Genomic DNA, 13,450 nt, shown 5'->3' with positions numbered 1-13,450 from the left:
TTTATTGTTGATTCTATGTCCAATAACCGCCGTTACTGCAGCTTATAGTTCAGCATGGTACCCAGTTCCTGCTTCTCTTGGGCAGAGAGCTCACGCCATTCTCCGGTTTGCAGGGTACCGAGGCGGATATTCATCACACGGATGCGCTGTAGGTGCCGTACCTCGTACCCAAAAGCAGAACACATTCTGCGGATTTGCCGGTTCTTGCCTTCCGTAAGAATAATCCGAAAGACCCGCTCACTGATTCGCGTTACTTCACAGGGAAGCGTCCGGCTGCCCAGTATTTTGACTCCGCTCGACATTCCGGTAATGAAGGATGGGGTAAGGGGCCGATCCACAGTCACGATATATTCCTTCTCATGTTTACCCTCGGCCCGTAATATTTTATTCACGATATCTCCATCATTGGTCAGCAGAATTAATCCTTCAGAATCTTTATCAAGCCGTCCGATGGGGAATATACGCTCATGATGTCCGACAAAGTCGACAATATTCCCTTGAATATGCGCTTCAGTCGTAGAAGTAATGCCCACCGGCTTATTCAGTGCAATGTAGACGACCTTACTGCTCGTTTCAAGCAGTTTACCATCTATCCGCACCTCATCTCCCTGCTCAGCCTGACTGCCAAGCACAGCACGCTCTCCGTTGATGCTAACTCTACCGCCTTCCACCAGCTTGTCTGCTTCACGCCGTGAGCAGAATCCTGTCTCACTGATGAACTTATTAATTCTCACTTCAATCTTCACTCCGTTCTTCATTCATAGACTGTCCGGGAGCCTGCTCTCCTGCTGCAGGCAGCTTGATAGTAACTTCCGCCCCGCACCCGTATTCACTATGTATCTCCATGCTGCCTTTATGGGATTGGATAATTCTCTGGCTGACCATGAGCCCAAGGCCTGTTCCTGTTTCCTTGTTGGTAAAGAAGGGCTCCCCAAGCTTGGGCAGCATATCCTCTGGAACGCCTTCTCCCTCATCAGAGATAACGATCACTACAATATCGTCTGTCATATGTTGCTCCAGTGTAATCGTACCGCCATCAGGCATAGCCTCAATCGCATTTTTGACAATGTTGATAAACACCTGCTTCAGCTGGTTTTCTTCACAATGCACCGTTGCCGGCTGTTCGGAAAACCGGGCTTCGAATTCAATGCCGAATAAGTGCGCCTGGCTGTCCAGCAACGAAATTACATCACCCAGAATAAGCCGGACGTCTCTTAGCTGGAAATGCACGGCCTGCGGTTTGGCCAAAATTAAAAATTCACTTACGATTAGATTAATCCGCTCCAGCTCCGAGAGCATAAGATCAATATGGAGCGGGACCAGAAGCTTCTTCTCTTGCTGCAGCTGCAGAAATCCCCGCAGGGTAGTTAGCGGATTCCTTATTTCATGGGCAACCCCGGCTGCGAGCTGGCCGACGGTCGTCAGCTTCTCAGAGCGTCTCAACAGTTCTTCGATCCGGTTGCGCTCTGTCATATCACGGGAGACATGGACGAAAGACTGCGGATTACCCTCCTCGTCACGGATAACCGAGCTGCTGACGCTGACTTCGACGAGCGAGCCGTCACGTTTTAACCTTATAGTCTCCAGCGGAGGCAGAATGGCGCCGTTCTTCAGCTCTCTCAGCCTGGCTTCTTCCTGCTTCTGCGCAGTGGCCGGCACCAGATAAGGCATCTTACGCCATACATCATTCGCACTCCAGCCGTACAACTCCTCAAAGGCCCGGTTCGTGCTGATAATCCGGCCCTCCATATCCATCGTATGAATCGCATCGGAGGTACCGTTAATCACAGACTCCAGACGCTCTTTGACGGCCCGGTTCTCTTCCAGTGTCTGTCCCAGCCGGTTCGTGTGCTGCAGCAGATGTGAGGTCATAGCATTAATACGGTGCGCCAATTGCCCAAGCTCATCACGGCTGGCCACATTCAGCGGAGGCTCGAACTTGCCTCGGGCCACATCGTTGACCTTTGCCAGGATATCTTGGATTGGCCGGGTAACAATACCTGCAAGGATATAGCTTCCCATGAAAAATACAATAAGCAGCACAACCGACGTAGTCACATTATTCAACAGCTGTTCCCGGATTACCGATGAAATGACTGAATAATCCATAACTACACTGATGACATAATCCTCAGCTCCAGGCTGCTTAATTGGAATGAAGGTTTTCAGCAATCTTTTGCCAAGAGCTTGTGTGTCCAGGGTAATGGGTTCACCGCTGCTGAGCGCTTCCATAATCGCCGACCTGTCTTCTTCAACGTTGCCGTATTTGTAAGTACCATACTTAATAGCCTGGTTTTTCAGCTTAAGGTATACAGAATCACTTCCATCGGACTGCATGGTTGATACGCCAAACGTTTTGGGATTGATCCCTGTGATCTCTAAAATCCCCGGATTGACCCCTTTGGATTGGCGGACAATCTCATCAGGGTTCATAATCTTCACATAATCGCTTACAGCGGTGCTGCGAATGTAAGGATCTATAATGTAGTTTCTCGATGGATCATAATAGTATCCCCACTTCTCAATGTATTTGGGATTGGAGGTTGAATATTCAAAAGGCCCCGACCAGAAATGCTCAAAGCTCTGCCCTTGCCCAACTGATACCTCCTGCCCCGCAAACAGCTCGAGAAAAGCCACATACCAATAGCCCATGCCTTTGGTAGACAAATTAAGTTCGTCAGGATCCGAGGATTTGGCAACGACCACATCATCCTCAGTCTTGACCAGAAGTGAAATATTAGACACACCCAGCTTATGGGCTAGAGCAACCAGCTGTGCGTCCTTAACATTTTTAATATCGGGATCTAGCTCCTTGGAAGCCAAAGTAGCAGCCAGTCTCAGGTTTTGGGCGATCTGGTGCTGCACGTAATTGGAGCTGTAGCTGCTCTGCTCGACGGAAACGGCAATTTGACTGGCGGTCATCTTCATATTTTGTACGCTCTCATTACGGAGATTGTTACGGGCTGCTTGAAGATTAAGTGTGAGATTTAGCGCCAGAATTAAAAGTACTGAACCAAAAATGATTACCGATAACTTAATTTTTATAGACAAGCTGTCTGTTCACCTCTTATCCGCTGGTAAATCCTAGCGGAGCGTTCAACCATTATCATACCTTTTGCCCCCTCATTTGAAAAGACATTTCACTTCTAAAGCCTTCTTCGGTAAATATTGAATTTTATAGACACTTTCTCTACAATGAATAAGAAACCATCCACAGGTTATGCACATATAAACATTTTATCAAATGGCGATGTGTACAAAATTGTGTATAAGTCGGGCTTTATCCACAGAGTTATGCACAATTTGTTAAGAACGAATATTTGTTCGTTGCACAAAGAGTAGTTTTGGAAGGGAAGATGAGCTTGAATCGTATACATAGTGAACTGTCCTCGGAGGAAATGGCCGTTCATGAATATTGGATGAGGGAAGCGGTAGCGGAGGCGCGCAAGGCGGAGGCCCTGGGTGAGGTACCTATCGGAGCCGTAATAGTCAGAAATGGGGGAATTATAGGCCGGGGTTACAATCTGCGTGAAACGACCATGGACTCTACCGCCCATGCAGAGATGGTTGCAATTCGTGAGGCCAGTACTCTACTCAATTCCTGGCGTCTCCTGGACTGTCAGCTGTACGTGACCCTAGAGCCCTGTCCCATGTGTGCCGGGGCGATGGTCCAGTCCAGAGTACCGCTTACTGTATATGGCACACCCGACCCCAAAGCCGGCTGCGCAGGCACACTAATGAATCTGCTGGAAGAACCCCGTTTTAATCACCGCACCGAGGTCATTCAGGGCATATTGCAGCAGGAATGCGCAGAGCTGCTAACCACCTTTTTTCGCCGGCTTCGGAAGAAATCTTAGGATGAAGGAGGATGTTTCATGTCTCATAAGTTATACGACACACCTCAAGGCATCTATATTGCTCTGCTGGAGGTCAAAGATGCAAGTGAGCTACTTCAACTGCGTCTGCGTAATAAAGAACAACATCAGCCCTTTGAGCCTCTGAGGGAGGAGGATTACTTTACCCTTGAGAGTCAGCTGCAGCTTATCGGTCAACGCTTGGAGGATTCTAGGCAAGACCGGGCATATATGTTCGGTATATTTTTATTGGACGGTCAGCTGATTGGCCAGATCACCATCTCCAATGTAGTGCGCGGTGTTGGCCAGTTTGCGGATATTGGATATTTCATGGATTATGCCTTACAGGGAAAAGGGTACACAAGTGCAGCCGTTCGGCTTGTCCTTAAGTTCGCATTCCGCTCCCTTGACCTGCATAGAGTGCAGGCTGCCATTTTACTTCATAATCACGGGTCCCGCCGGGTTCTGGAGAAGAACGGGTTTCAGGCTGAAGGAATAGCTCGGCGTTTCATCCAAATTAATGGACAGTGGCAAGATCATCGCACGTACGCTATACTTGCTGATGATGTCCAGCCGGATGAGGAGTAACCGCGTTTCCCGGTACAGAGCTCTTCCCACTTACATACGATACAGCCAAAAATCCCGCATGTGTGCCAAGACGGCGCTCATATGCGGGATTTTCGAATTGCAGAGTCTGTTTAGTAAGTTGTACCCGTAGAACCAAATTCCTTTTCAAGCTGATCCATGGTAATAACGTTTTCTCCCTTCGGAATACCGATGGTGAAGGTCTGCTTTTCATTAATTTTACTATATTGATTGCTGGCATTTAGGGATACGCTGAGATTCTCACCTTTGTCAGGATCATTTACTTTAATATCCATCAGCAGATCCTGATACACCGGAAAATCATCTTTGTTGATAGCCGTGTTCATATGAAATTGATTGATTGTCAGATAAGTTCCCAAATCCGCCAGGTCTTTGTCGAACTCTGCACGGCTTTTACTGGACTGCAGCTCTTCTTTGACTTTAGCCAGGTCTGTATCTTTAATATTCAACATTTCCTTATACTCTGGCTTACCCACGATATCGATGATCTTCGGCAGGGCATTATTCACAAAAATAGTAAGTGCCTCTTTGACGTTATCATTGGTGATTTTGAATTGAACTACCTGCTTTGCTTCAACACCCTCCGGCAAAGCGGCGTCCTTGGGCTTAATGTCACTGAAGTACTTTTGATCATCGTATTCACCAAGCAGTGTGTTTAGTACCTCATTCGAGAGCTTCTGCACCTTCTGTGTATCCATGGAGGCAGGGTTAAATTCGGTTCCTTGCTTCTCCGCCAGTTCTTTCAGATCAAGTTCTACGAACTTGCCAACCACCGTCTTCGGAAGCGGCAGGAACGGAATAGAAGGTACTTTGATATACATCTTCTCCGCGGTCATGACCATTGGAATATTAAAAGACATCGTCATATCGCCCTTCAGATTGAGCACCAGCGTCATTTCAGTTTGCATAGGATCTGCCTGATAGACACCATCAACGGTAACCTCGGCATTCTTCAGCATACTGAGCACCTGCGCCGTGGTGGCATCCGACTCCCCGTTTGCTGGCGCATCAATAGTCAGATTATTAATGACCACTTTGCTCTTCATCTCATACGATTTGAGCGTTGTCGCTTTGACAGCGGCTGACTTCAACGCTTCTTTAGGTGCTTGCTCTTTGTTCGCGCAGCCAGGCAGAATCATTGCAGCACTTAGCAGCAATGCGGCAGCGGACAACCCCCATTTTTTGTTCATTATAAATCTCCTCTCCCATGTAAAAAGTTTCTTCACCCTCCCTAATGATAAACCATTTGGGAAAAATGAGAAACATTTCTCAACATATATTCTCCAGAAGCAAATTAGCCCTGAGGATTATGATGGTCTACATGGTTAGCCTGTTTAACCTTTTTGGAACCGGATAAAGGCTCTGGACCTGAGGGCTTATGATCCTTGCGGCGCTCCTGATTGTTGTTCTCAACGCCCGGTACAGGCATGCTCTTCGGTTTGCTCATATTTAAGTTTCCTCCTATGGATTGGTAAGGTCTTGAAGAGCCTGCGCGCATTCATGAATTTGTCTGGTATACTGCTGCGCCAATGACTGAACGGCATCCGCCCGCTCATCGGTAGGGCGGCCAGCCTCTTCGGCATCAATCAAACTTACGGCTACCTCACGGCTATCGACATAAGTACAACGAAAATCAAGGGAATAGGCTTGCCGTCCGGCAGCATTAAAATGAATGAGCAGACTGTTCGGGTCTGCCGCATCACCCTGTAGGCTAAAGCTGTCTCCCTCCTCCATCAGAGCAGGCAGGCGCTCCTGCCAAGCAGAAACTAGACTTTGCTGATCCAGCTGTAATTGTCGGTTCATTGTTATTATCAGCCTCCTTCCCTATTACATTGCGGAGAAAGGGCGTTTTTTATACTTGTTGCTGTACATAACAAACGAATGCCAGCCATCCGGCTGGATCAAAAAAAGCCACCTTCCAAAGAAGGCAGCTTCTATCTTCATGTATTCATCTCTTAAAGGAAATGGCGGAGAGGATGGGATTCGAACCCATGTGGGCTTGCACCCTAACGGTTTTCAAGACCGCCCCGTTATGACCGCTTCGGTACCTCTCCAATGCATCTAAATTTCACATGCATTAGGATTGTACCACACAATGCAAGCATTATGCAACTATGATTATTGTGCAGCTTTCGGGCTGATCACTTTCACATTACGCATATACGGCTGTAGTACTGTAGGAATTACTACCGAGCCATCTTCCTGCTGATTATTCTCCAGAATGGCGGCTAACGTACGGCCAACAGCAAGAGCAGAACCATTCAGCGTATGAACAAATTCCGGCTTCGCCTTAGGCTCCTTGCGGAAACGAATGTTAGCCCGTCTCGCCTGGAAGTCTTCTGTATTCGAGCAAGAGGAGATTTCACGGTACATGCCGCTCTCAGGCAGCCATACCTCAAGGTCATACGTCTTGGCTGAGGTGAAGCCCATATCACCTGTGCAGAGTCCCAGTACCCGGTATGGCAGCTCCAGAAGCTGTAGCACGCGTTCCGCATCTGCCGTCATCTTCTCCAGTTCCTCATAGGAGGTCTCAGGTGTAGTAAGCTTCACAAGCTCCACCTTGTTGAACTGATGCTGACGAATGAGCCCGCGAGTATCACGGCCAGCCGAGCCAGCCTCAGAACGGAAACAGGAGCTGTAAGCCACATGATATTTCGGCAGATCCGCAGCCGTAAGAATCTCTTCACGATAGTAATTGGTTACCGGAACCTCAGCAGTAGGAATTAGATAATATTCTGTATCCCGAAGCTTGAAAAGATCCTCTTCAAACTTAGGAAGCTGACCGGTGCCGTATAGGCTGTCCTTATTTACGATATACGGGGGCAGCATCTCATCATAATGGTGTTCCCCGCTGTGAAGATCCATCATGAAGTTGATAAGTGCACGTTCAAGACGTGCTCCCAGACCCTTATAAAAGACAAAACGCGAGCCAGTAACCTTGGCAGCGGCTTCAAAGTCAATGATGTCCAGCTGCTGTCCCAGCTCCCAGTGTGACTTCGGTGTAAATCCAAACTCACGCGGCTGTGACCAGCGGCGCATTTCCACATTCTCTTCCTCGGATCTGCCTACCGGCACCGATTCATGCGGAATATTAGGGATGCTCATCGTCAGTTCTTCAATACGGGTCTCAAGCACTCTTACTTCATCATCAAGCTCTTTAATCCGGTCGGATACCGTACGCATCTCAACGATTAAATCCTCTGCAGGTTCGCCGTTCTTCTTCTTCTTCGCCACTTCACCTGATACGATGTTGCGTCGGTTTTTCAATCCTTCGGTCTCTTGCAGCAGCTCACGGCGGTGCAGATCCAGCTGTGGAAATTCAGCAATCAGTTCAAGCGATTTGCCCCGTTTGTTCAGTGCCTCTTCTACTCGGGCATAATCACTTCGCAATATTTTTACATCTAGCACAAAGTTTCCCTCCTGAAAACAGCCCAAACTCTTTCAAAATGCTGTTTGCAGCTTTGAAAGAGTCGGAATGTTCTTATATGCGGTTCTATTGATTGGCCACTACACTACGCTCTACCATATCGGCAAAGTATTGATGCAGCCTATAATCATCTGTCAACTCCGGATGAAAAGAGGATACAAGCAGATTCCCCTGGCGGGCAGTCACAATCTCATCGTTATAGAGTGTGAGCACCTCAACTTCCGGCCCAACCTCGTTAATAAGAGGAGCACGGATGAATACAGCGCGCACCGGTTCAAGGATTCCTTTAACCTGCAGATCACATTCAAAACTCTCCCGCTGGCGGCCAAAGGCATTCCGGGCAACGGTGATGTCCATCAGCTCTAAATGTCCAGGTTCGCCCCCCGCAATATGCTTCGCCAGTACGATCATGCCCGCGCATGTCCCAAAAATAGGCTTCCCCTGACCAGCAAAATCACGGATGGCTTCAATGAAGCCATACTTGCGCATGAGCTTGCCTATCGTAGTGCTTTCGCCGCCGGGTATAATCAATCCTTCGATCTCCTCCAGCTGTTCTACACGTTTGATTGGCAGGCCCTGAGCCCCGGTTTTCTCTATACTGACAATATGCTCTGTTACAGCGCCTTGAAGCGCCAGCACTCCTATTTTCATCGGGACAACCTTCTCTCTGTTAACGGCCGCGTTCCGACATGCGTTCTGCCGGTGACAATGAGGCAATATCGATTCCCTTCATTGGGGTGCCGAGGTTCTTGGATACTTCTGCAATCAGCTTGTAATCGGTGAAGTGAGTAGTTGCTTCAACGATTGCACGGGCAAACTTCTCAGGATTATCCGATTTGAAAATACCAGAACCAACGAACACGCCATCGGCACCCAGATGCATCATCAAAGCGGCGTCCGCCGGTGTTGCTACACCGCCTGCAGCGAAGTTAACAACCGGCAATTTACCTAACTGATGTACTTCAAGCAGCAGTTCGTAAGGAACACCCAGTGTCTTCGCTTCATTATACAACTCATCCAGTGAAAGATTAGTCACCTTTCGGATTTGGCTGTTGATGTACCGCATATGACGTACGGCCTCAACAATGTTACCTGTTCCCGGTTCGCCTTTGGTACGGATCATGGAAGCACCTTCGTTTATACGGCGAAGCGCTTCACCCAGATCTTTGGCGCCACATACAAAAGGAACTGTGAATTCACGTTTGTTAATATGGAACACTTCATCAGCCGGAGTGAGTACTTCACTCTCATCCAAATAGTCCACACCGAGGGATTCCAGAACCTTCGCTTCTACATAATGTCCGATGCGGGCTTTGGCCATAACGGGAATGCTTACTACCTTGATAACCTCTTCCACAATCGTAGGATCGGCCATCCGGGCTACACCGCCCGCTGCACGAATATCAGAAGGGACGCGTTCCAGTGCCATAACGGCTACTGCTCCGGCAGCCTCAGCAATTTTTGCCTGTTCTGCATTCATGACGTCCATAATGACGCCGCCTTTTTGCATTTCTGCCATGCCTCTTTTTACACGCGATGTTCCTGTTTCCATGACCAAGCCTCCCGTATGAACTTACTTAATCTAACATATAATTTTACCGCAAGGCGGCTATATATACAACCTATTTACTCGGATTTTCTCCTGTTTTCGACATTTTTCAGTCGTTAGAACAAGTTCTTAATTCCTTTAAACAGATCGCCAAAAAACTCTCCTATGGCTCTCATCAGCAGTTTGAACCAACCGGCCTTCTCTGCCTCTTCAGCCGTAATCAGGTTAACGGTCTTCTCCTGAACCTGATTGATACCTTCCACCTGGTAGGAATAAGTGACTTTCCCTACTTTGCTGGCTCCGGCTATCGGTGCAACCAAGGTTGATGGATCATTGGTGACAACAGTCGTTTTAATTTGTGGAGATACAGTTCCCTTCGGTACGATAAATGTTACGCCAGCATCCGTTACAACGGAGACGTCTTTGTTCTTCCCTTTTAATACAGGAACGGTTTCATTGCCCGCAATAACTGCCTTAGGAGCAACAACCTGCTTAATCTCAAAATTATTAAAACCAAAATCGAGAACTTTCTTGGTTTCTGTGAAACGGTGAGGCTCCGAATCGGCTCCCATTACCACACTGATCAGCCGCATCCCGCCGCGGACAGCTGTACCTGTGAAACAGTTACCCGCATTGGAAGTATGTCCAGTCTTCAAACCATCAAGCCCCGGATAAGCGTAAGCTTTAAAATTCGTGACATCTTTGTTTCCTTCCAGCATCCAGTTATAGTTAACCATTGGCGCTTTATCACGCTCACGGAATTTGTAGGATTGAATGGTAGTGAAATCCGTGAAATCCGGATGATCGGTTACAATGAATTTAGCCAAGAGTGCCGCATCCATAGCAGACATTACGGTTTCACGATCTGTGTCAGGCCGAAATTTCGCAGGCATATCATCCCGGTCAAGCCCGGTCGCGTTAATGAAATAGGCGGTCTTCATCCCCATCTTCTGTGCTGTTTCGTTCATTAGAGCAACGAATTGCTGTTCAGATCCAGCAACCTCTTCAGCCAAAGCTACCGTGGCATCATTTGCAGAGCCTACCGCCATGGCTACGTATAGCTCTTTGACTGTATGTTCGTCCCCTTGTGCCAAAAAAATACGTGATCCAATTTGTTTGGAGGCATTCTCCTGCACCACGACTTTTTTATCCCATGATAGCTGGCCTTTGTTAACGGCTTCTGTAACTAGATACTCTGTCATCATCTTGGTCATGCTCGCCGGAGGCAGAGGCACATCCGCATTTAGTGATAACAGCACTTCACCTGTAGTAGGTTCCAGCAGAACGGCTGATTTCAGATTCAAACCCAGCGATTCTACAGAAGGAATCTTGACTGCAGTTGTTGCCTTGGTTCCAGTTTTACTTGTAGCTGCTGTGCCTGACTCTGTAGTAGCGGGGGCCTTTACTGCATCAGCCAGTGCCGAATTCACAGGTGAGGCCAGCATATTTAAAAGCAAACCTACTGTCGCTGTCTTAATCACTAATTGTTTACTGCTGAATTTATGCTTGTACTTCAATGATTACTACTCTCCTTTTGCCCTCATATCCATTGCTTGTTCTATTCTAACACAGGGGTACCTTCAAAAAAAGACAGACAGGACGAATTTCGTCCTATCTGCCCTTAAAATGCCGATTATCCAATCTTAGAGGGAATAGTTAGGTGCTTCCTTGGTAATTTGCACATCGTGCGGGTGACTCTCACGCAGACCGGCTCCAGTAATCCGGATAAAAGAGGTATCATTACGAAGCTCCTCCAATGTCTTGGTTCCACAATAGCCCATCCCTGAACGAAGTCCGCCAATCAGCTGATGAACCGTATCTGAGAGACTGCCTTTAAAAGCAACGCGTCCTTCAATACCTTCAGGAACCAGCTTCTTGTCATCATCCTGGAAGTAACGATCTTTACTTCCCTGCTTCATGGCACTCATACTGCCCATGCCCCGATAAACTTTGAATTTACGTCCCTGATAAATTTCCGAATCCCCAGGGCTTTCGTCCGTACCTGCGAACAAGCTACCCATCATAACTGCAGATGCTCCTGCAGCAATAGCTTTGGTGATCTCCCCGGAGTATTTAATTCCGCCGTCCGCAATAATGGGAACACCGTACTCGCGGGCCACTGTTGCACAATCATAGATGGCTGTAATTTGAGGTACACCGATACCGGCGATAACACGTGTGGTACAGATCGATCCAGGTCCAATTCCCACCTTAACCACTGATGCTCCGGCTTCAATCAACTCACGGGTGGCTTCACCGGTGGCAACATTACCAGCCACAATGGTAAGATCCGGATATTGTTCGCGTAGTTTGCGGACAGCATCAATAATATTGATATGGTGCCCATGTGCAGAATCTACAGTGATGAGATCGACACCGGCTTTTACCAATGCTTCTGTCCGTTCAAACGTATCCTTGGAAATGCCGATGGCAGCGCCAACCAGCAGGCGGCCTTGGGCATCCTTGGCACCATTCGGGAATTGAATGGCCTTCTCGATATCTTTTATTGTAATCAGACCCTTAAGAATGTTGTTCTCATCCACCAAAGGCAGCTTCTCAATCTTATGGCGCTGCAGGATAACTTCAGCCTCCTGAAGGGTAGTGCCTACGGCAGCAGTCACCAAGTTCTCATGCGTCATTACTTCTTTGATCTGAATATTGAAATCATGAATAAACCGCAAGTCTCTGTTGGTCAAAATTCCAACCAGCTTGTTGTTGTCATCTACAATAGGCACACCGGAGATACGATATTTACCCATCAGGACTTCGGCGTCAGATACCCAGTGTTCTGGTGTAAGGGAAAAGGGATTGGTGATAACGCCACTCTCAGAACGCTTAACACGGTCCACTTCTTCCGCTTGCTGCTCCACGGACATATTCTTATGAATAATGCCGATGCCGCCCTCACGCGCAATAGCTATCGCCATTGCTGCTTCCGTAACCGTGTCCATACCCGCACTCATCAAAGGAATATTCAGCTTCACATTCTTGCTTAATACCGTAGTTAATTCCACTTCTTTCGGGAGCACCTCGGATTTACGCGGTACCAGCAGCACATCATCAAAAGTTAATCCCTCTTTGCCAAACTTATCTTCCCACACCTGGGTCATTCCTCCTCAAATGTCTTTATTCTAAACGCCTGCAAACTTTATGAATGAAGAAACTAAGGTTCAAGTCCATACCCGATAGACACTGATAAAGACCTAGAAGCTATACGTTTTCGTATCTTCAGTTAAGGTTTGAGATGCTTGTCCAAAAATATATTATTGCCATCTTAGCAAAGGGTTTTTGGCCTGTCAAGAATATTACATCACGGGAGAAGTTATTCAGAAAACTGCCTACGAGTAAGCGAATTCTTGGACGAAAGTCCGTTTGGAGTGGACACTTCATCAATAAATATCTATAGCCATTCGCTGCCAACACGGCTACCCTCATAAGGTAAACAGAACATCCCCTTACTAGTATCCCTCAAATTCCGCTAAATCAACAAAAAAGCCATTGTCGATTGCTCAACAATGGCTACATGTGCTTGGCGGCGTCCTACTCTCCCAGGACCCTTCGGTCCAAGTACCATCGGCGCTGGAGGGCTTAACGGTCGTGTTCGGGATGGGTACGCGTGGAACCCCTCCGCTATCGCCACCAAACGGGCATTTACAGCGTAAATGCTTCAGGAACCTTCATTCCTGAAAACTGAATCCGAAACGAATCTGCGTTATATGATTTGGATAAGCCCTCGACCGATTAGTATTGGTCAGCTCCACACGTTGCCGTGCTTCCACCTCCAACCTATCTACCTCGTCGTCTTCAAGGGGTCTTACATACTGGGAAATCTCATCTTGAGGGGGGCTTCACGCTTAGATGCTTTCAGCGCTTATCCCGTCCGTACGTAGCTACTCAGCCATGCTCCTGGCGGAACAACTGATGCACCAGCGGTACGTCCATCCCGGTCCTCTCGTACTAAGGACAGCTCCTCTCAAATTTCCTGCGCCCACGACAGATAGGGACCGAACTGTC

12 protein-coding genes, 1 tRNA gene and 2 rRNA genes are annotated in these 13,450 nt (G+C 47.8%); 2 read left to right on the top strand and 13 right to left on the bottom strand.

Annotated features, from left to right (window positions below):
• Positions 1-32: 32 nt before the first annotated feature.
• Together rluF and A3844_RS22960 are read right to left on the bottom strand one after the other, a co-directional pair.
• Positions 33-734 carry a 23S rRNA pseudouridine(2604) synthase RluF gene (rluF, locus tag A3844_RS22965; protein WP_074108582.1) on the bottom strand — a complete coding sequence of 234 codons (702 nt, stop codon included), beginning with the start codon at positions 732-734 and terminating at the stop codon, positions 33-35.
• Between the two features lies 1 nt (position 735).
• On the bottom strand, positions 736-3,051 hold the full coding sequence (locus tag A3844_RS22960; protein WP_074108569.1) for an ATP-binding protein: 2,316 nt from the start codon (positions 3,049-3,051) through the stop codon (positions 736-738).
• A 347-nt stretch (positions 3,052-3,398) separates the two neighbouring features.
• Here A3844_RS22960 and tadA point away from each other — a divergent pair, with 347 nt between their 5' ends.
• Positions 3,399-3,857, top strand: coding sequence for a tRNA adenosine(34) deaminase TadA (tadA, locus tag A3844_RS22955; protein ID WP_425270621.1), 459 nt, complete (start codon positions 3,399-3,401; stop codon positions 3,855-3,857).
• A gap of 18 nt (positions 3,858-3,875) precedes the next feature.
• Entirely contained in the window at positions 3,876-4,442 is a 567-nt protein-coding gene (locus tag A3844_RS22950) for a GNAT family N-acetyltransferase (RefSeq protein ID WP_074086962.1), read from the top strand.
• Between the two features lie 110 nt (positions 4,443-4,552).
• On the opposite strand, the gene A3844_RS22945 is transcribed toward A3844_RS22950, so the two are convergent.
• From A3844_RS22945 to A3844_RS22895, 11 genes are all read right to left on the bottom strand, one after another.
• The gene (locus tag A3844_RS22945) at positions 4,553-5,650 is read right to left on the bottom strand and encodes a hypothetical protein (RefSeq protein WP_074108567.1); all 1,098 of its coding nucleotides are present in this window, start codon (positions 5,648-5,650) and stop codon (positions 4,553-4,555) included.
• Positions 5,651-5,754: 104 nt separating this feature from the next.
• Positions 5,755-5,907: a small acid-soluble spore protein P gene (locus A3844_RS22940; RefSeq protein WP_074086960.1), complete on the bottom strand. Its 153-nt coding sequence runs from the start codon at positions 5,905-5,907 to the stop codon at positions 5,755-5,757.
• A gap of 14 nt (positions 5,908-5,921) precedes the next feature.
• Positions 5,922-6,263 carry a hypothetical protein gene (locus tag A3844_RS22935; protein WP_074086959.1) on the bottom strand — a complete coding sequence of 114 codons (342 nt, stop codon included), beginning with the start codon at positions 6,261-6,263 and terminating at the stop codon, positions 5,922-5,924.
• 162 nt (positions 6,264-6,425) lie between these two features.
• Positions 6,426-6,514 (bottom strand) — tRNA-Ser (locus A3844_RS22930).
• A 64-nt stretch (positions 6,515-6,578) separates the two neighbouring features.
• Positions 6,579-7,868: a serine--tRNA ligase gene (gene serS / locus A3844_RS22925; RefSeq protein WP_074108566.1), complete on the bottom strand. Its 1,290-nt coding sequence runs from the start codon at positions 7,866-7,868 to the stop codon at positions 6,579-6,581.
• Positions 7,869-7,953: 85 nt separating this feature from the next.
• A complete protein-coding gene (pdxT, locus tag A3844_RS22920; protein WP_074086957.1) occupies positions 7,954-8,538 on the bottom strand; it encodes a pyridoxal 5'-phosphate synthase glutaminase subunit PdxT in 585 nt (194 codons plus the stop codon).
• Between the two features lie 19 nt (positions 8,539-8,557).
• Entirely contained in the window at positions 8,558-9,439 is an 882-nt protein-coding gene (pdxS, locus tag A3844_RS22915) for a pyridoxal 5'-phosphate synthase lyase subunit PdxS (protein ID WP_074086956.1), read from the bottom strand.
• Between the two features lie 113 nt (positions 9,440-9,552).
• Complete coding sequence (locus A3844_RS22910) at positions 9,553-10,953, bottom strand: D-alanyl-D-alanine carboxypeptidase family protein (RefSeq protein ID WP_074086955.1); 1,401 nt, start codon at positions 10,951-10,953, stop codon at positions 9,553-9,555.
• Between the two features lie 126 nt (positions 10,954-11,079).
• Positions 11,080-12,537, bottom strand: a complete 1,458-nt coding sequence (guaB, locus tag A3844_RS22905) for an IMP dehydrogenase (protein WP_074086992.1) — start codon at positions 12,535-12,537, stop codon at positions 11,080-11,082.
• A gap of 426 nt (positions 12,538-12,963) precedes the next feature.
• Positions 12,964-13,080 (bottom strand): 5S ribosomal RNA (rrf, locus tag A3844_RS22900).
• 77 nt (positions 13,081-13,157) lie between these two features.
• Positions 13,158-13,450: ribosomal RNA gene (locus tag A3844_RS22895) — 23S ribosomal RNA — on the bottom strand; the annotation flags it as partial.

Source organism: Paenibacillus helianthi, from assembly GCF_001909055.1.
Classification (GTDB): domain Bacteria; phylum Bacillota; class Bacilli; order Paenibacillales; family Paenibacillaceae; genus Paenibacillus_AQ; species Paenibacillus_AQ helianthi.
Note: the sequence above shows the minus strand (reverse complement) of the source record. Positions and strands in the feature narration are given on the sequence as shown.

What these genes read in the sequence shown, in the direction of transcription:
- tadA (WP_425270621.1), top strand. Translation starts at nt 3,399, where the DNA reads ATGGCCGTTCATGAATATTGGATGAGGGAAGCGGTAGCGGAGGCGCGC.
- A3844_RS22950 (WP_074086962.1), top strand. Translation starts at nt 3,876, where the DNA reads ATGTCTCATAAGTTATACGACACACCTCAAGGCATCTATATTGCTCTG.
- A3844_RS22945 (WP_074108567.1), bottom strand. Translation starts at nt 5,650, where the DNA reads ATGAACAAAAAATGGGGGTTGTCCGCTGCCGCATTGCTGCTAAGTGCT.
- A3844_RS22940 (WP_074086960.1), bottom strand. Translation starts at nt 5,907, where the DNA reads ATGAGCAAACCGAAGAGCATGCCTGTACCGGGCGTTGAGAACAACAAT.
- A3844_RS22935 (WP_074086959.1), bottom strand. Translation starts at nt 6,263, where the DNA reads ATGAACCGACAATTACAGCTGGATCAGCAAAGTCTAGTTTCTGCTTGG.
- pdxT (WP_074086957.1), bottom strand. Translation starts at nt 8,538, where the DNA reads ATGAAAATAGGAGTGCTGGCGCTTCAAGGCGCTGTAACAGAGCATATT.
- pdxS (WP_074086956.1), bottom strand. Translation starts at nt 9,439, where the DNA reads ATGGAAACAGGAACATCGCGTGTAAAAAGAGGCATGGCAGAAATGCAA.